At 67.4% G+C, this 19189-nt stretch carries 18 protein-coding genes, 1 tRNA gene and 1 pseudogene; 7 read left to right on the plus strand and 13 right to left on the minus strand.

Features of this window, described 5'->3' with window-relative positions:
* Positions 1–51: 51 nt before the first annotated feature.
* Complete coding sequence (locus AFER_RS06010) at positions 52–558, minus strand: DUF8821 family protein (RefSeq protein ID WP_015798587.1); 507 nt, start codon at positions 556–558, stop codon at positions 52–54.
* Between the two features lie 491 nt (positions 559–1049).
* Positions 1050–1709, minus strand: coding sequence for a G1 family glutamic endopeptidase (locus AFER_RS06020; protein ID WP_143711963.1), 660 nt, complete (start codon positions 1707–1709; stop codon positions 1050–1052).
* Positions 1710–1764: 55 nt separating this feature from the next.
* Between AFER_RS06020 and AFER_RS12005 the strand changes: the two genes are divergently transcribed.
* Entirely contained in the window at positions 1765–2133 is a 369-nt protein-coding gene (locus tag AFER_RS12005; protein WP_143711964.1) for a hypothetical protein, read from the plus strand.
* A 58-nt stretch (positions 2134–2191) separates the two neighbouring features.
* Here the strand turns inward: AFER_RS12005 and AFER_RS06025 are convergent, their stop codons facing one another.
* Genes AFER_RS06025 through AFER_RS06040 form a run of 4 tightly spaced genes read right to left on the minus strand, consistent with a single transcriptional unit; the run spans position 2192 to position 6362 of the window.
* Entirely contained in the window at positions 2192–3466 is a 1275-nt protein-coding gene (locus AFER_RS06025) for an MFS transporter (RefSeq protein WP_015798589.1), read from the minus strand.
* 39 nt (positions 3467–3505) lie between these two features.
* Positions 3506–4204 carry an ArsR/SmtB family transcription factor gene (locus tag AFER_RS06030; protein WP_015798590.1) on the minus strand — a complete coding sequence of 233 codons (699 nt, stop codon included), beginning with the start codon at positions 4202–4204 and terminating at the stop codon, positions 3506–3508.
* A complete protein-coding gene (locus tag AFER_RS06035; protein WP_015798591.1) occupies positions 4201–4899 on the minus strand; it encodes a response regulator transcription factor in 699 nt (232 codons plus the stop codon). The genes AFER_RS06030 and AFER_RS06035 overlap by 4 nt, the downstream gene beginning before the upstream one ends.
* The gene (locus tag AFER_RS06040) at positions 4896–6362 is read right to left on the minus strand and encodes a sensor histidine kinase (RefSeq protein ID WP_015798592.1); all 1467 of its coding nucleotides are present in this window, start codon (positions 6360–6362) and stop codon (positions 4896–4898) included. The genes AFER_RS06035 and AFER_RS06040 overlap by 4 nt, the downstream gene beginning before the upstream one ends.
* Positions 6363–6380: 18 nt before the next feature.
* Between AFER_RS06040 and AFER_RS06045 the strand changes: the two genes are divergently transcribed.
* Complete coding sequence (locus AFER_RS06045) at positions 6381–7550, plus strand: universal stress protein (RefSeq protein WP_015798593.1); 1170 nt, start codon at positions 6381–6383, stop codon at positions 7548–7550.
* On the opposite strand, the gene AFER_RS06050 is transcribed toward AFER_RS06045, so the two are convergent.
* From AFER_RS06050 to kdpA, 3 genes are read right to left on the minus strand one after another with little or no spacing between them, the layout of a single operon-like run.
* The gene (locus tag AFER_RS06050) at positions 7540–8091 is read right to left on the minus strand and encodes a potassium-transporting ATPase subunit C (RefSeq protein ID WP_015798594.1); all 552 of its coding nucleotides are present in this window, start codon (positions 8089–8091) and stop codon (positions 7540–7542) included. The genes AFER_RS06045 and AFER_RS06050 overlap by 11 nt on opposite strands.
* Positions 8088–10145 carry a potassium-transporting ATPase subunit KdpB gene (kdpB, locus tag AFER_RS06055; RefSeq protein WP_015798595.1) on the minus strand — a complete coding sequence of 686 codons (2058 nt, stop codon included), beginning with the start codon at positions 10143–10145 and terminating at the stop codon, positions 8088–8090. The genes AFER_RS06050 and kdpB overlap by 4 nt, the downstream gene beginning before the upstream one ends.
* Positions 10142–11836 carry a potassium-transporting ATPase subunit KdpA gene (kdpA, locus tag AFER_RS06060; protein ID WP_015798596.1) on the minus strand — a complete coding sequence of 565 codons (1695 nt, stop codon included), beginning with the start codon at positions 11834–11836 and terminating at the stop codon, positions 10142–10144. The genes kdpB and kdpA overlap by 4 nt, the downstream gene beginning before the upstream one ends.
* A gap of 159 nt (positions 11837–11995) precedes the next feature.
* Between kdpA and AFER_RS06065 the strand changes: the two genes are divergently transcribed.
* Positions 11996–12418 carry a hypothetical protein gene (locus AFER_RS06065; protein WP_041661730.1) on the plus strand — a complete coding sequence of 141 codons (423 nt, stop codon included), beginning with the start codon at positions 11996–11998 and terminating at the stop codon, positions 12416–12418.
* On the opposite strand, the gene AFER_RS06070 is transcribed toward AFER_RS06065, so the two are convergent.
* Positions 12415–13671 (minus strand): MFS transporter, encoded by a 1257-nt coding sequence (locus AFER_RS06070; RefSeq protein ID WP_015798598.1) that lies wholly within the window; start codon positions 13669–13671, stop codon positions 12415–12417. The genes AFER_RS06065 and AFER_RS06070 overlap by 4 nt on opposite strands.
* Positions 13672–13836: 165 nt before the next feature.
* On the opposite strand from AFER_RS06070, the gene AFER_RS06075 reads away from it, so the two are divergent.
* Positions 13837–15246, plus strand: a complete 1410-nt coding sequence (locus tag AFER_RS06075) for an APC family permease (RefSeq protein ID WP_015798599.1) — start codon at positions 13837–13839, stop codon at positions 15244–15246.
* A 30-nt stretch (positions 15247–15276) separates the two neighbouring features.
* Here the strand turns inward: AFER_RS06075 and AFER_RS06080 are convergent, their stop codons facing one another.
* The gene (locus AFER_RS06080; RefSeq protein ID WP_015798600.1) at positions 15277–16065 is read right to left on the minus strand and encodes a 2-keto-4-pentenoate hydratase; all 789 of its coding nucleotides are present in this window, start codon (positions 16063–16065) and stop codon (positions 15277–15279) included.
* Between the two features lie 125 nt (positions 16066–16190).
* A complete protein-coding gene (locus tag AFER_RS06085) occupies positions 16191–17354 on the minus strand; it encodes a ThiF family adenylyltransferase (protein ID WP_015798601.1) in 1164 nt (387 codons plus the stop codon).
* A 220-nt stretch (positions 17355–17574) separates the two neighbouring features.
* Here AFER_RS06085 and AFER_RS12780 point away from each other — a divergent pair, with 220 nt between their 5' ends.
* Positions 17575–17697 (plus strand): hypothetical protein, encoded by a 123-nt coding sequence (locus tag AFER_RS12780; RefSeq protein ID WP_015798602.1) that lies wholly within the window; start codon positions 17575–17577, stop codon positions 17695–17697.
* 622 nt (positions 17698–18319) lie between these two features.
* On the opposite strand, the gene AFER_RS06090 is transcribed toward AFER_RS12780, so the two are convergent.
* A tRNA-Arg gene (locus tag AFER_RS06090) sits at positions 18320–18391 on the minus strand.
* A 114-nt stretch (positions 18392–18505) separates the two neighbouring features.
* On the opposite strand from AFER_RS06090, the gene AFER_RS06095 reads away from it, so the two are divergent.
* On the plus strand, positions 18506–19009 hold the full coding sequence (locus AFER_RS06095) for a sigma-70 family RNA polymerase sigma factor (RefSeq protein ID WP_015798603.1): 504 nt from the start codon (positions 18506–18508) through the stop codon (positions 19007–19009).
* A pseudogene (locus AFER_RS12925) lies at positions 18957–19097 on the plus strand (zf-HC2 domain-containing protein); the annotation flags it as partial. The gene AFER_RS06095 and the pseudogene AFER_RS12925, both read left to right, overlap by 53 nt.
* Between the last annotated feature and the right edge of the window lie 92 nt (positions 19098–19189).

Consider the following 19189-nt stretch of genomic DNA (forward strand, 5'->3'; position numbering starts at 1 on the left):
CTGGCCGAGGCCGTGCGGCTGCGCTGTTCGCAAGTATGTACGCCGATCAGATCACTGCGGCGTACGTCCCTCCGCGGGCCTGGCTGCGACCACGTCGTAGTCTCCGCGAATGACGAAGAACGAGCCGCGGATGGTGCCTGCCAACCGCGAACGCTGCCTCGCAAACTTGAAGCGCTCCTCGAGCTCGCCCGGAACGGGAACTCCGTCGGCCAGTTTGAAGCCGACCGCGCGCTTGCCACCTGGCGCGAGCGTGTAGAGGACGTTGACGGCCACGCCGTTGTCGTAGAACACGTGCGTCCAGTCGATGCCGTCCACGACGAAGTGAGCGACCTCCAAGGGCGTCGCCTGGATCTCGAGATCGCGCTCGTGCCGCAGGAGGCGTGCCACCCACTCGACGATCTCTGGCGCTTCGTCGGCCGACTCGACCTCGAACGCGTGACCGTAGTGGGTCGAGAAGTAACGCGCCTCGTTCGCCCGCAAGCCAGCAAGCGCCTCCGCATACGGCGACGCCTCGAGTCCGTCCGTACTCACAGCGTGAAAGTCGACGATCCGACCCATTGCGACCTCCGTCCTCATCGAGGCTGTCCGACCGCCGTTCGACCGGGAGCAGCCAGCAAGCGCCATCGACTCCGCGTGCCACTCGAGACGACCATCGACGAGGGAGCTGCATCGGCGCCTCCCGGCGCCGGAGCCTTGCCCCGACTTCGCCTCACCGGCGACGAGCGCTCGCGCGCACCGAGCAGACTACTCCCGAACCGGCACACGGGCCTCGGCGAGGCGCCATCGCCTCGAGAGGCCCGGCGCATGGACGACTCGTGCCCTCCGAGAGTTGCACGGCTACACCCATGCTCCGGCACCTTCGTACCGCTGCGGTTCCACCACCGCTGCCATGGGCCACTCAGGCTGCACCTCACGAGGCGATCGGCGTGCGAGCACCAGCCGGTCCGAGCGCACTCTCGTCTGTGACCGAGCGCGACGCCGCGGGTGCTCGCCAGCACCGCTCGCCCGCGCACCACCGGATCGCACAGCGTCAGATCGCAAGAAGCGCATCACGCGCCAACGATCGTGCCACCGAAGCCGTAGCCAAAGCCGCTGGAGCCGTAGCCGCTGTAGCCGTAGCCAAAGCCGAATCCGCCGAAACCGGGGGCCTGGAACCCGAATCCGTTACCGGCAAACGGGGCTGTCGCGGCACTCCCTGAGCCCAGGCCGCTCGTCGCGTCGTACTGGGTGGTGACCGTGACGGAATCGCTCGAGGGCGACACCGTCGGAGCCGCGATGGTCACTCCCTGTTGGTCGACCATCGAAATGGCCTGGAGCGTCCCGCTCGGCAGCTCAGCCAACGGTGCACCGTTCGCCTCGACGTGGCGCATCACGGTCGTCGAGACGGGGGCAAGGTTCATGATCCCTGCCTGGCTGGTGGGTGCCTCGGTGATCCACTCGGCCGAGGTCTCGACACCTGAGGCCGCCGACGGCGAGAGCGTCACGACGGTATCGACCGCCGGCGACGATGACCCTGCCACGGTGAGTTCGAGTCGCCACCGGTCGGTCCCGACGGGTGTGATCGCCGCCATGACGGTGGCGCCGGTGGGAATCGTGATTGTGTCGACCGCGGCGTTCGGTAGCTGCTCGAAGAACGCCACCGTCTGGGCCTCGCCCTTGGGCCCAGGCTCAGTGAGCGTACCGACCTGGATCAACTGGTGTGACCGCATCCCGCCCAGCCCGACCCACTCTCCGATCGCGCTGTTCGCAGAGACGTCAGCCTGTGTGAACGACGGGGCCGTCCAGCTCGCCCGGACACTTCGCTCCGCGCTTCCGAGCGCGGCGAGCCCCGACCAGTTCTCGGACGCGCTCGTTGCGCTCACGAGCGAGGTCGATGCCGAGCCGGACCCGCTCGATGTCGAACGCGGCGAGTTCGTCGCGACCGACCCTGGGGCCGGGTTCGTGACGACGGTGGAGCTCGGGTGGGTATCGAGCCCACTTGATGCTCCGGCCGCGTGGCCCGCCCACGCGAACACCGCAACCGCCATCGACACACCGAGGGCTCCGGCGGTCATGCTCCTCCGTACGTTTCGAGCAGTTCGCATGGTACGTGATCTATGCACGGTGTCCTACCTGACCAAGAAACCCGCCTGAGAAGCTTCTGGGCTACGCTGGCACCTCACAGAGCGCTCAGCGATCGCACGGGGCGCCCTCAGTGTGGATGTCGCGCGCGCCCCACCCGTCCGGGGTGAGTCTCGGGCAACGTGAGGGCCATCACGACGCCCCAGACGACGAGGAGCGCTGCACCCGCATCCACGGCAGCGCGGAGCCCGAGCGCTTGGGCGACCACACCCAACACGAGCGGACCAACCGCGTAGCCCCCGTCACGCCAGAGCCGATAGACCCCGAGTGCACCGCCCCGCCAGCGCGGGTCCGCGCGATCGCCGACGATGGCGATCAGGTTCGGATAAGCAAGTGCCATCCCGACGCCCGTCACGATCGCCGCGGCTACCGCAGTGAACGGACGATGCGCGAGAGCCTCGAACCCCAGCCCAGCGCCGATGACGATGATCCCACCGACGACCGGCCAGCGCCGACCGATCGTGTCGGCCAGAAGACCGGTGGGGATCTGGAGAAGCCCCCAGACCCACAGATAGACACCCACGATCAGGCCGATCAACGCCACCGAATCCCCCTCGTGTAGGAGCAACAGCGGCACGAAGGCTGCCATGAGCGAATCAGCGAACTTGGTCAGCATGCCTGCAACCGAGACCACCCCGAGCGCCCGATCCCGCCAGCTCACGAGCCATGCAAGATGGAGCAGCGACGGGCCGGGTCGCGCCGACTCACCTACGCTCCCCCCATCTGCCGACGCCTCGACGAGAGCATGCCCTCTCGTCTCGCTCGCAGGCCACACGCTCGCCATGCCTCCTACCACCACGACCACGAGCGCGAGGATCCACGGCGCCACACTGCGGCCGCCTTCACCCAGCAGCAATCCAGCACCAAGGCCGCCAAGCCCGACACCGACGTAGCCAGCAGCCTCGTCAATTCCCACCGCGAGCGCTCGACGAGTCGGTCCGACGAGGTCGATCTTCGCGGTCACCGCCATGGTCCACGTCAGAGCCTGGTTGATACCGAGCACCGCATTCGCCGCGAGCACCTCCCACCACGCGTGCGCCACGAGGATGCCAACGGCATAGGGAACGCCGAAGAGCCAACCGATGCGCAGGATGGTCCGCCGCCCATGGTGATCCGACAGATGACCTGCGACGAGGTTCCCGATCGCCTTCGTGACGCCGAACGGGACGAGGAAGCTCACTGTCAGCAGCACCGACCGCACGCCGAAGACGGCCGACGCAAGAGGAGGCAGCGCCACTCGTTCCACGCCGATGGTCGCGCCAACCATGACGGTGATGAACGTGTACACGCCAAACTGCCGCCAATTGGCCCCGAGCCCGAGTCTCGGAGTAGCAGAACCGCCCATGCGCCTCATTCCTACATTCAAACCAATGTAAGAATGAGACTAGCCCTCGGCCACCTCCGTTGAGCCCGACTCGACCGCTCGACCGTCCACGAGCCACCCGAGGAAGCCGTCCTCGAGCCGTCGCGCCTCGATCCCACGGTCTCGCAGCCACCGCACCGCGATGGATGCGTACGCACACCACGGACCACGGCAGTAGACGATCACCTCGGAACCGGGTGCGAGCCGCGTCGGCACCTCTCGGAGCGCGACGAGTGGGGCCGGCACGGCTCCTGGCAGATGCGCCGCACGCCACTCCTCCTCCGGCCGTACATCCAGCACGACCAACGACCCGTCAGCCATGCGATCGATGACGTCGGCTGCACGCAGACCTGCGAGCTCCTCAGGTCCGAGATACGCAGCCGCGAGCGCCTCGACGTCGCGATCGAGCTGTGCGCTCACACGTGTCAGCTGCAACCACAGCTCGGCGACCTCGCGTGAACGCAGGCGGTAGTACACGCGTGCGCCCTCGCGCCGAGTCGCGACGAGATGAGCGATCGCCAGGCGACGCAGGTGGTGCGAGGCACTCTGCACGCTCTGGTGCGTCTCGCGAGCGACCTCTTCCACACTGCGCTCGCCCTGGGCCAGCAGGTCGATGATCTCAAGGCGCCGCCCGGATCCCAGCGCCGTCGCAACCTCGGCGGCCCGGTCGAAGAGCGCAACCTTGACAGCATGGTCGCTCTCGAGAGGGGCGTCGCTCACGTCGCTCCAGGTCCGCTCGTGGCACTGCGCCACTCGTACCCCACGCCCGGCACCGACCGCAACGCGCCCTGGGCCGGGCCGAGCTTGGCGCGTATGCGCGATACCACCACCCGCAGGTGATGGGGGTCGTCATAGCCGGGACCCCAGATTGTCTCGAGCGCCATGCGATGGGTCACCACACGTCCTTCGTGCTCAACAAGGTAGCGCACGAGATCGAACTCGCGTCTCGACAGCGACACCGGACCACGCTCGTCGTCGACGACGAGACGCCGCGCAGCGTCGAGCGTCAGTCGATCACTGATGCGCTGCCTGGTCGCAACGACGTGACCCGACCCCTCGAGGCGCCGCTCGAGTGCACGCAGACGAGCTTGGAGCTCGAGAATGCCGAAGGGCTTCGTGACGTAGTCATCTGCACCGTTGTCGAGCGCAGCGACCTTGATGCGCTCGTCATGGGCGGCGGAGAGCACGAGAACACCGCCGCGATGGAACTCGCGAAGCCGCGCGACGAGTGCCACCCCATCCATGTCCGGAAGACCGAGGTCGACGAGGATGACCTCCGGCGGATCCGCAACCGCTCGCTGGAGACCTTCGATGCCTCGAAGTGCCGACTGGACCTCGTAGCCGGCTGCGTGCAGCCCAATCGCGAGCACGCGCGCAAGGGCAGGGTCGTCGTCGATGATCAGGATCGAACTCACACCAACCTCGGCAACACGACGCGCACACTGGTAGCGTCCGGTTCGGATTCGAACTCGACGCGTCCACCGTGCGCTTCGACAAAGCTGCGTGCGATGGCGAGCCCGAGGCCCGTGCGACCCGAGACGCCCGAGGCGTGGAACCAGTCGAACAAGCCTCTCGGGTCGACATCGCCACTCATAGGGGCGTGGTCGACGACCTCAATGAGCGCATCGCCACTTTGCTCCAGAACTCGCACCTCCACGACATCGCCGAGGGGTCCGTGCCGAACCGCGTTGTCCACGAGGTTCCAGACGACCTCGCGCAGCAGGGAGGCGTCCCCGAGTACCTTCACCGGCCCGTCGGCGAGCACGCAAACCTCAGACCCGAACCCACGTACCTCGACCGCTCGAACCGCATCGTGGACCACCTCCCCAAGTTCGCACACCACCCGCCGGACCCGCCGCACGCCTGCCTCGAGTCGACTCACGTCCAGCAGATCTTCGACCAGCGTGCTCGCTCGCCGGCACTGTGCGAGCGCCGTCTCGAGGAGCTCGTCGTGGTCGCTCGGCGCGATAGCCGCCCCGAAGGCAGCCACCGTGCTCACGGCCGTTTCGATGCTCGCGAGCGGTGTCAAGAGATCGTGCGACACCGTCCGAAGGAGTGACAGACGCCAGCCGTCGACCTGCTCGAGCGTGGCGAGGCGTACTTCGGCCTGGCGAAGCCGGTCGCGCTCGAGCGCCGCCGAGAGCTGGTGTGCGACGACCTCGAGCGCACCGACGGTCGCCTCGTCGAGGCGTGGACCCCACACAACCAGGGTTCCCTCGGGCCCACCCAACGTGCTCACGATGGAACCGCGGGCCTCGAACCCACGCTCGCGCAGCACGATCGAGCCCCGACCCGTTGCATCCGAGGAGAAGGCTCGTTGCACACGAGCAGCGTGCTCGGCATTCGAACCCGACCAGATCAGCTCCCCTGCGCCATCGGCTCGAACGAGAGCCGCGCCACCTGGACCGTTGACGCGAGCCAGCGCCTCGACGGCCGCACCCACGAGGCCGGCCGCGTTCTGCGCACCGAGGAGACGCTCAGGAAGGTCGGCGAGCGCGCCGAGGATGCGAGCCTGACGGAGCGCCCGATCGCGGCTTCGCCGGAACCGCTCATCCAGCGTGATCGCGATTGCGCCCACCACCACGTAGATACCGAGGGGGATCCAATTGACGCCGCGACCCACCGCGAGGGTTCCATAGGGAGGGATGAAGAACACGTCGTAGGCGATGAACCCGGCGGCGACCGCGGCGACACCCGCGACCGCCCCACCGATCGCGACGCTCGCCACTACCGGGACCACCAGCACCAACGCCACCGTCGCTGGCGGCACGACCGCACGCACCGGAACGAGCGCGACGACACCCAGTGCGACCGTCACGACACCAACGGCCGCGCCCGGATAGCGCAGCATCCGGCGGCTCGTGCTGAGGAGTGACATGCGTCTACGATCCTACCGATGGATGCGATCGACACGGAGGACGCCGACCAGCTTGTCGCCACGCCCGAAGTCGAACCCGTCGGCCGCTTCCGTATCTACCTCGGTGCCATGCCTGGCGTGGGCAAGACGTGCGCCATGCTCGACGAAGGCTTCCGACGGTTCCACCGGGGCGCGGACGTCGTGGTTGGCTTTGTGGAGACCCACGGCCGTGACTACACCGCCTCGCTCGTTCGAGACCTCCCCGTCCTTGCCCGACGACGTGGGACCTACCGCGGGCGCCCGGCAGAGGAGTTCGATCTCGAGGCCGCCCTCGCGCGCAAACCCGAGGTCATCCTCGTCGACGAGCTCGCTCACACCAACGTGCCCGGACTCGGCGCCCACGCCAAACGCTACGAGGATGTCGCGACGCTCCTCGAAGCCGGTATCTCCGTCATCACCACACTGAACGTCCAGCACATCGAGAGCGTCGCCGCCCTCGTCGAGGACCTCCTCGGCGTGCCCGTTCGCGAGCGCGTCCCCGATGCGGTGGTTCGAGCCGCCGATCAGATCGAGCTCATCGATTCCTCGCCACAAGCGCTCAGGCGCCGCCTCCTCCATGGCCACGTCTACCCGCCCGATCGCATCGAGTGGGCACTCGAGCACTACTTCACCACCCGCAACCTCACCGTGCTCCGAGAGCTCGCCCTGCGCTTCGTCGCCGACTCGCAGGTCCCGACCCCAACACTCGCGGTCGCATCCCGGGCTCGTTGGCAGGCGATCCTCGAGACCAAGGAGCGCTACCTCGCCGGCGTCACGCTCTCCGCGGCGTCGCCACGCGTGCTGCGACGCGCAGCCCGCATGGCGCTCCGCAGCCACGCTGACCTCTATGCGCTGTTCGTACACCCCGACGAGTACGATCCCACGCGCGATGCGCCTCGCCTCGACGCGCTCCGCACGCTCGCCGCCGACCTCGGCGCGATCCTCATCGAACGTGACGGCTCCGACATCGCGACGCTCCTCGTCGACGAGGCCCGCGCTCGCCAAGTCACCCAGATCGTGGTCGGCGCCTCGAGGCGCCGGCGCATCGACGAGATCCTCCACGGCTCCGTGCTGAACCGACTGCTGCGACTCGCCGGACCGGTCGGGATCGACGTCCACGTCATCGGCGTTCGCGACTACGACCCGAGTCCGGATGAGTTCAACGGCTGATCGCCGCCTTGCGCTCGAGACGCGCGAGCGCCATGTTGAGCGCAAGGACATCCACCACCCGCTCACCAAGGAACCCGAACTCTGGACCAGTCGCCGTCAGAGCAACCAAGCGGCGCAGCTCGCTGGCCGGAACTCCGGTCGCGCGGTGCACCATGGGCACCTGCGCCAGTGCACTCGCGACCGAGATCTGCGGATCGACCCCGCTGCCCGAGGTGGTGACGAGCTCCTCCGTCGGCACCACCCCTTCTGCCCGCCAGTACGCAACGAGCCGTCGCGTCGCACTGACCAAGGCGGCCGAGCGCGGACCGAGGTTCGTGCCGCCGGTGGCCATGGGATCGTCGCCATCGGGACGCCCATGGAACCAGCGCGCACCCCGCCAGGTCTGGCCGACGAGCGTCGAGCCGTCGGGTGTCAATGACCCCTCGGCCTGGCGAGGAAAGACCGTCTGGGCGATCGCGACCTCGATGAGCGGGTACGCGAGACCACACAGCACGAGGAAGACCACCGCGGCGCGCACCGAGCGCAGGAGCGTCCGGATCATGAGAACGCCCTCGTCGCGGCGAGCACAAGGTCGATCAGCTTGATGCCGATGAAGGGCACGATCACGCCTCCGATCCCATAGATGAACACGTTGCGCCGAATGATCGACCTCGCCGACGACGGTCGAAAGCGCACCCCTCGCAGGGCCAGCGGAATGAGCGCCACGATGACGAGCGCGTTGAAGATCACGGCAGACAGGATCGCACTCTCCGGCGAGTGTAGGTGCATGATGTTGAGGACCGAGAGACCCGGATAGGCCGTGACGAAGAGCGCCGGAATGATCGCGAAGTACTTGGCCAGATCGTTCGCGATCGAGAAGGTCGTCAGCGCACCGCGGGTGATGAGGATCTGCTTGCCCACCTCGACGATGTCGATGAGCTTGGTCGGGCTCGAGTCGAGGTCGATCATGTTGGCGGCCTCCTTCGCAGCCACCGTGCCGGAGTTCATCGCGACGCCCACGTCGGCTTGTGCCAGGGCCGGGGCGTCGTTGGTCCCGTCACCCGTCATGGCGACGAGCTTGCCGTCCGCCTGTTCCTCGCGGATGAGCTCAAGTTTGCGCTCGGGTGTGGCCTCGGCCAAGAAATCATCCACACCCGCCTCGGCCGCGATCGCCGAGGCGGTGAGCGGATTGTCACCCGTGATCATCACCGTACGGATACCCATCGCGCGCAGCTGTTCGAAGCGCTCACGAATCCCGGCCTTGACCACGTCGCGCAACTCGATCAGCCCGAGCACGCGATCGCCAGCTGCGACGGCGAGCGGCGTTGCTCCCTCGCGCGCGATCGACGCCGACAGCTCATCGAGTTCGACTGGGATCACGCCACCCTGTTGACGGACCCATTCCTTGACCGCCTCGGTCGCACCCTTGCGTATCGAGCCCTCGTCGGTGTCGACGCCCGACATGCGCGTGGTCGCCGTGAACGGCACGAACCGCAGCGACGCCGGGTCGACGGGATCACGAAGACCGTAGGCGTCCTTGGCGAGCTTGACGATGGAGCGACCCTCCGGGGTCTCGTCGGCGAGTGACGCCAGGCGCCCTGCGGCAGCGACGTCGCCATCGGCCACACCGCCGATCCCGATGAACCGTGACGCCATGCGATTGCCAAAGGTGATGGTTCCGGTCTTGTCGAGCAGCAGCGTCGAGACATCGCCAGCGGCCTCTACGGCACGACCCGACATCGCGAGCACGTTGCGCTGGACCATCCGGTCCATGCCAGCGATCCCGATCGCCGACAGGAGAGCGCCGATGGTGGTCGGGATCAAGCACACGAGCAGCGCCACGAGATCGACGATCGGGATGCCGACGTGCGCATAGTGGGCATAGGGCTCGAGGACGACCACGACCGGCACGAAGATCACCGTGAGGGCGACGAGCAAGATCGAGAGCGCTACCTCGTTGGGCGTTCGTCGTCGATCGGCACCCTCGACGAGGGCAATCATGCGATCGAGGAAGCTCTCCCCAGCACCCGCGGTGACCCGAACGACGATGCGGTCTGAGAGCACGCGTGTGCCACCGGTGACGGACGATCGGTCACCACCCGCTTCTCGAATGACGGGTGCAGACTCGCCGGTGATGGCCGACTCATCCACCGAGGCGACACCCTCGGTGATCTCGCCATCGGCAGGGATGACGTCACCAGCCTCGCAGACCACGAGTTGGCCCGCGACGAGCTGCGTCGCCGGCACCCGCTCCTCGGTTCCGTCGTCACGCAGACGACGAGCTTCGGTCTGCGTACGGGTGCGGCGCAGGGCGTCTGCTTGCGCCTTGCCCCGCCCCTCCGCCATCGCCTCGGCGAAGTTGGCGAAGAGCACGGTGAAGGCGAGCCACACCGTCACCAGCCACGAGAACAGCGATGGATGCACGATGGAGGCGATCGCCGTCACGATGGTGCCGAGGTAGACGACGAACATGACGGGATTGCGCACTTGCACACGGGGATCGAGCTTCGTCAGCGACCCCCGCAGGGCGACGCGTAGAATCGTGCGGTCGGTCAGCGAGCGCGAACTGGCGACCCCACGTACGGGCGTGGCGGATGGACGAGTGGGTGCGGTCATGCGAAGAACCTCCCATGGGCGACGGCCTCGGCGATCGGACCGAGCGACAGAGCTGGGAAGAAGTTGAGGGCACCGACGAGGATGATGACGCCGATCAACAGCCCCGCGAACATCGGCGTCGCTGTGTCGAACGTGCCGGCGGTGGCAGGCACCGGTTCCTTGGCGGCGAGGCTTCCGGCGAGTGCCAGGACCGGCACCATGACACCGAAGCGACCCAGCAGCATGACGATCCCACCGACGATGTTGTAGAAATCGGTGTTCGACGAGAGCCCGGCGAACGCCGATCCGTTGTTGTTGCCTTGGGACAGCATGGCGTAGAACACCTCCGAGAAGCCGTGCGGCCCCGCGTTCAAGATCGCGGCGCGCGCGCTCGGGAGCGCGATCGCAACCCCGGTAGCAACGAGCACCGTGATCGGCATGACCAACACACCCACCGAGGCCCAGATGATCTCCGTGCGCTGAATCTTCTTCCCCAGATACTCCGGTGTGCGCCCGACCATGAGCCCCGCAATGAACACGGTGACGATCGCGAAGATCAACATGGTGTAGAGACCGCTCCCCACCCCTCCAGGTGTGATGTCCCCGAAAGCCATGCCGGCCATCATGGCGAGGCCGCCGATGGGGGTATAGGAGTCCATCGAGGAGTTGACCGATCCTGTCGACGTCTGCGTCGAGACGATGTTGTAGAGCGTGGAGTTGTCGATGCCAAAGCGCGACTCCTTCCCGACGAGGTTGCCACGGCTGGCCAGCGCCCCGGCAGCATGCTGGATCGCGGGGTTCGGCTGGTGTTCGGCAACGAGCGCGACCGCGAGGGTCACGCCAAAGATGATCCCCATCGCAGCGAGGACCGCAACCCCATCGCGGACGCTCGCCACCATGCGGCCGAAGGTGTAGGTCAGGGCCACCGGGATGGCGAGGATGAGGTAGATCGAGAGGACATTCGTGAGGCCCGTCGGATTCTCGAAGGGGTCAGCACCGTTGGCGTTGAAGTAGCCGCCGCCGTTGGTGCCGAGCTGCTTGATCACCTCCTGAGAGGCAACCGGGCCACGGGGGATGACCTGGTGGACCCCGTTCAGGGCGTCGACGACGTGCACGGGGCCACCCAGCGTCTCGAGAGCACCCTGCCACACGAAGACCACCGCCATCACCAGCGAGATCGGTAGCAAGATCCACAACACGCCGCGGACGGTATCGACCCAGAAGTTGCCGATGGTGGCGCGCCCCCGCCGAGCGATACCGCGCACGAGCGCGATCGCGACGGCGATCCCGACGGCAGCCGAAACGAAGTTCTGCACCGCGAGGGCCGCCATCTGCGAGAAGTACGACATCGTGGTCTCGCCGGCGTAGTTCTGCCAGTTCGTATTGGTCACGAACGAGACCGCAGTGTTGAAGGCGAGAGCAGGCGGCACGCCAACGAGGTGCTGCGGGTCGAGTGGCAAGTGCGCTTGGGAGACGATGATCAGGTAGGTGACGACGATCGAGACACCGGAGAAGACGAGGAGGGAGCGCGCATAGCGTTGCCACGACTGCTCCTCGCTCGCGCTCACGCCGACGAGCGCGAGCACGGGCCGCTCGAGTCGAACCAAGAGGCTGTAGCGGCCCTCGTACACCCCGGCCATGTACGCGCCGAGCACGCGCCAGGTCACCGCCAAGGCCACGGCGAGCACGATGAGCTCGGTCGCGAACGTCATGGACGACACACCACCTGTTGCATGAGTCCAGCCTCGCGCCGCGACACGCGGAGCCGACACACAACCGGCGATCTGTGACGCTCCTGAGACGCGCGACCGCCCCTGCCGTGACACCGCCGTGACGGCGTGATGGTGGCCCCGACCTGTAGCCTTGTCCCCATGGTTGATCGCTCACCGCGAACCCGACTGCGTCGCTTCGGCATCGCTTCGGTCGGCGCACTGATGGTCGAGCTCGCCTTCGGCCTCGCAACCAACGCACTCGTGCACATCCCTGTGCACGACCCCTGGGGCGGAGCGCACCCAGGCTGGGTGCTCTACGTCCACGCCGCGATCGGCTTCGCGCTCCTCGTGAACGGCGCGATGGTCGTCAACACCGCCATCGACTCCGGCGTCCCCCACGCCCTCGGTGCCGCAGTCGTCGGCGTGCTCTCGATCATCGCCGCAATCGGCGCCGGCATCGCCTTCGTCAACACCGGTGCCCAGCACCAGATCCTCTCTGTGGCGATGGCGCTCGCGTTCGTCGTTGCGCTCGCGGCCTACATCGCCCTCTGGCAAGCTGCCCGACGGACCCGCGTCGCCTAGTCGCTGACCTCCGACCCGGGCATCGGGACGTCCAAGGCGCGCGGGAGGATCCTCCCAAGGACCGGCACCTGGACGACGGCGAGCCCGACGGCGAGCCCGAGCACGCCGAGGATCCAGGTGAATAGCGGCGCGAGCGCAATGACGGTTGCAGCGAGTGGCGATGCGAGGACCGCGGTCGTCGACCAGAGCGACCCTGAGAGCGCGTTCGCCCGAGCTCGCTCCTCGTCGCTCGCCAAGGCGTTGACGAGGGCGGGCGCGACCGGCGAGTAGAGCGTCTCGCCGACGGCAAACACACCCATCGCCACGATGAGACAGAGCGCTGCGAAGCCGCGATCGGCGCGACCTGCCAGCGCAACCGCAGCGATCGCCCAGCTCGCTGCCCATGCGATGGTCGCCGCGAGCAGCTGTCGTGAACGGCGCCACCGCCTCGTGGCACGACTGACGGGGACCTGGAGCACCACGATGACGATCGTGTTGACCGTCAGCGCGAATCCGAGAATCGCCGGTCGTGCACCGACTTGCACGACGACGAAGGCCCCCCACCCCCCATCGAGTTCGGCATAGCCCGCAAGGAGGAGCCCGATCTCGATGAGCAGAAACCAACGCAGCGCGACGTTGCTCCGCAACAGGGCAAGGTAGCCCCCTCGCTGACGCGCGTGCCTCGAGCCTGTACGGGGCACCCGCGGCGCAATCCGCACCGCGACGAGCACCGCCGCCACCGCCTCGACACCAGCGGCGATCAACCACAAGACCTGGTAGTGCACGAGCTGGCCTCGCCCGAGATACAGGCCCCCGAGCGCCGACGCAAGGCCGATACCAGCGTTGGTGGCGAGGAAGAGCCGCGCGAAGACGTGGTCGAGCGTACGTCCTGCGACCAGCGAGCCGACGATGGTCTGACCGGCCACCCAGAACACCGCCTGCGAGAGGTACGACACCAACACGGCGACAAAGGCGATCCAGTGACGGTCGGCGACGGCCATCGCACCGTAGCCGAGCGCCCCCGCGCCGATCGCGATCGTGAGGGCCGATCCGAGCCGCAGTCGATGCCCCAGCAGACCGAGCGCCATCGACACGGCGAGTCCACAGATCGAACCGGCGGCGAGCAACCCACCGACCTCCACCAGCGGCACGCCTCGGGCAAGGTGCAGGTAGGCCACGATGTAGGGCATGCCGAGACCGGAGCCGGCTGCGGCCAGTCCGTTCACGACGTAGAGCGTGCCAAGCGGCGCACCGGCTTCTCGGGAGATCGGCACGCCACAACCCTAGGGCCGACGAGCCTTGGACCGAGGCTGTCCATACGAGCGACCGAAGTTGGGTACCGACTCGTCCAGCTGCGACCAGCTCGCAATAAGATGGCCCCCGTCACGGTTGACATCACTGCACGCTGACCAACTCTCGACCGCCGAAGGAGCAGCCGCATGGCGACATCGACACCCCCGACGCACGGCCGACTCGCACCGGTCTTCCATCTCTTCGACCTCTTCCCGCTCTCGGTCTCGAGCGTGGGGCCGGTCTTCTCGGTCGCCGCGACCGGTGGCGTCATGGCCGCCTATGCCGGGTGGTGGGCCCTTCCCGCCATCGCCCTCCTCGCCACGCCGTTCGTGGTGGCGTCCTTCGTCTTCCGCCTGCTCAATCGCCACTTTCCGCACGCGGGGGCCTCGTACCACTGGTCCGCACGGGTGCTCGGCCGCTCCTTCTCCCGCTACCAAGCCTGGGTCCTCATTCTCGCGTACTTCTTGTCGATCCCACCCATCGCGATCCCGGCGGGCTCCTATACCCTCGCCCTCATCGACCCGGGCCACACCCCTTCCAATCTCGCCCTCATGGCCGTGACCCTCGGCTGGATCCTCTTTGCCGCGATCCCGCTCCTTGCTGGCGCACGCCCGACCGCTCAGATCACCAAGGTCTTCATGGTCATCGAGATGGTGTCGCTGGCACTCATCGGCATCGTCGGGGTCGCGCGCTTTGGCGCGACCCACGTCCCGATCCACTTCGGCCGGCCACCGATCGGTGGGATGCTCATCGTCGCCGTCGTCGCGGCTACGGTACTCGACGGCTGGGAGATCGATTCCTACGCAGCCGAGGAGTCGCACAAGCCCCGATCCGAACCGGGGATCAGCGGCATCATCGGCGCGTTCCTCGCGCTCGTGTTCTACGCGATCCTCTATCCGTTGGTCTTTGCCGAAACCCCGATGCGACTGCTCGCGTCGCCGCGTGACGCCGATCCGATCGCCCTGTGGGCACAGCGGGTTCTCCCGGCCGGCCTCCACTGGACCGTGCTCATTCCCATCCTCGGCTCGACGGCCGGTGGACTGTGGCTGACCACTTACATCTTGACCCGAGCCCTCTATGCGATGGGCCGCGAACGCCTCGTCCCGCAGGCCTTTGCCCGAACCAGCCGACGGCGCGTCCCTCACGTCGCCACCATCGTCGTGCTGGGGCTCGTCGTCGTGGTCGTCGCCGTGCAGACCTTCGTCTCCTCGCTGTCGAGCTTCTTCGCCCTCGTCCTGTCGGCGGCAGGATTCTTCCTCCTCGCCGAGTTCCTCTCCGACACGGTCACCGCGATCGTCTTCCTCACACGTGCCCATCGGCGTCTTGGCATCGAGGACGACCATCACCATCCGGTGCTGCTCGGGCTCGCCATCGTGTCGGCGCTCATGATGGCCGGATTGCTCGTCGCCTTCTTCGTCTATGGTCCGAGCGCGATCGGCAGCGGGATCGACCAGGTCACGGCCGTGCTCCTCGGGCTTGGCATCGTATTTGTGGTGCTTACACGGCGTCGAACGACCGCCCCCGTCGTCTTCGTGCCAGAGGGCGCGGACGACTGAGGTCACCCGCGGCGCACCCGCACCGCCTTCCTAGGGCACCACGACGAGCCGGACCGACCCGACGCCCTCGATGATCCCCTCCCAGTGACCCGGCACGAGCGGCACCATCGGCGTCAAGGTGCCGGCGAGCACCCACTCACCGGGCTCGAGGGAACCACCGTGGCGGGCTACGGCACCGGTCAACCACGCAAACGAGCGCCGCGGATCGCCGAGCACCGCCTCGGACCCGCCCCGGACCACCTCCGTACCGTCGCGCGTGGCGATCGCGACCAGGCGATCGAACGGGATGCCGTCGCGGCTCGCCACGCGGTCGCCGAGGACCCACAGGCCGGCTCCCGCACGATCGGCAATGAGGCTTCTGCCCCGCACCGGCCAACCGACGATCCGCGAGTCGGGAATCTCGAAAGCAACCGCCAGCTCGTCGACGACGTCGTCGACTTCGTCAGGCTCGAGAATCCCCTGGATGCGCTCGGCCACACGCAGGGCCACCTCGACTTCGAGCCGCGGATCGACGAGCCGCGCGAGCGACAGGTCGCTACCTGACCCGATGCGGTCATGCTCGGCGAGTGGTCCGAAGATCGGCTCCTCGAGCCCCATGCGACGCCGAGCCGCTTCGTCAGTGAGGCCCACTTTCCACCCCGAACGCACGGCCCCATGGGCGTCGCGCCGTGCCCACAGGCGCGCTTGCACCTCGTAGGCGTCCTCGAGCGACAACGTTCCGAGGTCTGACTCCTCGACTTCCGACGCCTCGAGCAGCTCGGCGACCGCCTCGAGGCGATCGCCACGAGACCGGACTTGCGCACGCTCACGCTCGACCATGGCACGAGTGTAGGTCGCCTCGCGTGCAGAGGACTCGAGCCGCCGGCCCTCCTTGGGTGGCCCAATCGTCGACCACCGGTCAGGTCGCTTGCGATCTGGACGTGCTCGCCGAACGTGGGGCTTCGTCAGCTCGCAGCACCGGCACGTACGAGCTCCGCGAGCACGCGGAGCGCGTCGCGGGGACCGCTCTGGCGACCGAGTCTGAGCACCCGACGCGGCGACAGGACGTAACGGCCCGACGGGAGCGGCTCGCCAAGCAAGATCGACCGAGCCGCAACGCTCGCAAGCGCACCGCCAGCGGCGGCTGTCGAGCCAAGCTGCACGAAGCCCCCGAGTTCGGTGCCGACAGCGTTGGCCGATCGGATCAATCGGACGCTCAGGTTCCGAACACCGACGATGCGCACCAGAGCTCGTCGCTCCTCGGCCCGTGGGAGCGAGCCCTTGAGCAGTCGGTCGAGGGTCTTCCGGGACAGCCGCCCGTTGAACGGCACGGTCGGCCCGAGATCGTAACGCTCGACGTCGAGGACGGAACGTTCCCCGAAATCGCCGACCGTCATCAGCGCGACCTGAGCCGAGGCCGCCCATCGCCGAAGTCGGGCCTTTGCGACCACGTCATCGACCTCCTCGATGACGAGATCTGGACGAAAGGCCTCCAGCATGGCGTCGGCCGCCTCGTCGTAGCCGCCACGAAGATGCACCTGCTCGATGTAGGGATCGACCTCGCTCACGAACTGCGCGATGAGGTCGAGCTTGGCCATGCCCACGTGTCGCATCGAGCCGCGAATGCGGTTGAGATTCGTCAGCGTCACTCGGTCCATGTCGCCGAGGAGCAGCGCAGCGCCGATGCCAACGCGTACCAACTGTTCGACGATGACGCTCCCGACGCTCAGGCCGAAGACGGCGATACGCGCACGCTCGAGCCGTCGTTGCTCGTGGGCCTCGATCAGGTATCGATTCCGTGCACTGCGCAGTGCCCGCAGATCCTCGACACTCGGATAGCGCACGAGCTCACACGACCACGGGAAGTAGAACCACGTGCCGTAGCAATCCGGATCCCCACCGACACCTGCGCGCGCTGTAATCTCTGCACGAGACTCGGATCGGCCCCTCGGGTTCTCGAACTCGTCGAGCTCCTCCAGCAACTCGCCGACCGCATCGACGGTCCTGTGGATGCAGACCTGCTCGCGAAGGTCGGCGAGCCGACGACGATCCTCCTCATCGTCCGCGACGAATCGGGCTGGAGGCGCCCACGGCCGCCGACCGTTCACGCCCTCGCCACACGTCGCCATAGTGATCAGCCCCCTCCTCAGCCCGCACGAGCACCCGACGCTCATGCAACCTCGGACGCCGAGGTGGTGCAACCATACCACGGTGCACTCCGACCACGCAGGTGCGTCGATCGATCCAGCAGACCAAGCGAGCCCACATGGTCCTGGCCGGTCCCCCTGAAACGAGGCCACCCGCTCTGTGAGAACCGCGACCCGAATGGACGAGCGAGAAGGAGTGTGTATGAAGCGCAGGAAGCGCCACACCCCGGAGCAGATCCTCCGGAGGCTGGCCGAGGGGGACGAGATGCTCAACACGGGCGCCACGGTCGCTGAAGCGCCCCGGATTTCGTGCGCACCCCCGTAGGTGGGACCGATTCGGACTCGGCCGCCATAGTCCTCCTGCTCGACCTCGACTGGCAAACGACGTCCCAGCCGCTGCATGAGCCTTGCGCGTGTCGTAGCAGCGCACCCGGACCGAGGTCACCTCCTCGCAATCCGTGAGGCTCGCCAGAGGCCCGCTCAACCATCGCTACTTGGATCCACCGCTACAACACTGTCGGGCTGTACCCGAGCCTCGAGTAGCGACTATCGATCGAGGAGGAGCTCTTCTGGGCCCGGGAGGAGAAGGCCGTGGCCCACCTGCAGCCCGTCGAGCAAGCGGCGCGAGTCCACCGCTGTCAACCTTGAGAGGAGAGCCAACGACAGACAGCGCCCCACGGTCTCGCACCGAGCGCACGATCGACGAGGAGATCCCTCTCCAGCTCGTGGACGCGCGTCTCGCGTCGGTCGTCGATCTCGCTCGCCACCACTCGTGGTATCCAGGGTCGTGCGTGTCGCGATGGGGAACGCTCTCGCGTCGACGCCGACACCGCACCGCTTCGACTTGACATCAGGTCGCACAAGCGAAGCGATGGGACACGTATGCCAGCGACGGCCTTGCGTGCGGCGGTCGGCGTTGCGTGCGGCGGTCGGCCTTCGTCACACGGTGCCCCCGGCAGGATTCGAACCTGCGCACATGGTTTAGGAAACCACTGCTCTCTCCCCTGAGCTACGGGGGCTGAACCGGCACCCACTATGGTAGCTGCCGCCCATCGCTACGACCGAGACCAGCCTGCACGGGAATGCACGTCCGACCGTCGGCCTTGGCATCGGTGGGGAGATGGGGAGGTTCCATGGAAGACGTCGTCGCTGAACCGGTGATCGCGCGCCTCGTACGACTCACGCCGGCCGTGCGTGCGCGCCTCCGCGCGATGCTCCCGGCGAGTGCGGTCGACGACGTCATCCAAGACACGCTCGCGGCGGCCGTCGCACACCACGACGAGCTCGAGGGCACGGACGGACGCCTGCTGGGTTGGTTGCTCGTCGTTGCTCGTCATCGCGCCATCGACTGGCTCCGTCGCCACCGCGGGCCACTCGATATTCGAACCCTCCTCGTCGACGACGCCGACACACCGGATCCGGCGAGCGCCGTCGTCGACCGCGTCGTCCTCGAGGCCGCGCTGTCGCTCCTCCCTCAGCACCAGCGCGACGTCGTCGTCGCGGTCTGCGTCCATGGCGCCCCGATCACACGAGTCGCCGACGACCTCGGCGTCCCCGCGGGGACCATCCGGTCGCGTCTGCACTATGGACTTGCGGCACTTCGATCGCACCTGGAGGCCAACCGTGCCATCCCATGACGATGGGTGCACGCTCCGCGAGGCGTACCTGCTCCACGAGCTCACGCCTGACGAGGTCACTCGCTTCGAGGGGCACCTCGCTTCCTGCAGGTCGTGCCAGGACCGCCTGAGCGACACCGCGCAGTTGCTCAGAGCGCTCGCAGACCTCGAACCACCCGACGAACCGGTGACCGGGTCCCA

The sequence above is a fragment of the Acidimicrobium ferrooxidans DSM 10331 genome (assembly GCF_000023265.1).
Classification (GTDB): Bacteria; Actinomycetota; Acidimicrobiia; order Acidimicrobiales; family Acidimicrobiaceae; genus Acidimicrobium; species Acidimicrobium ferrooxidans.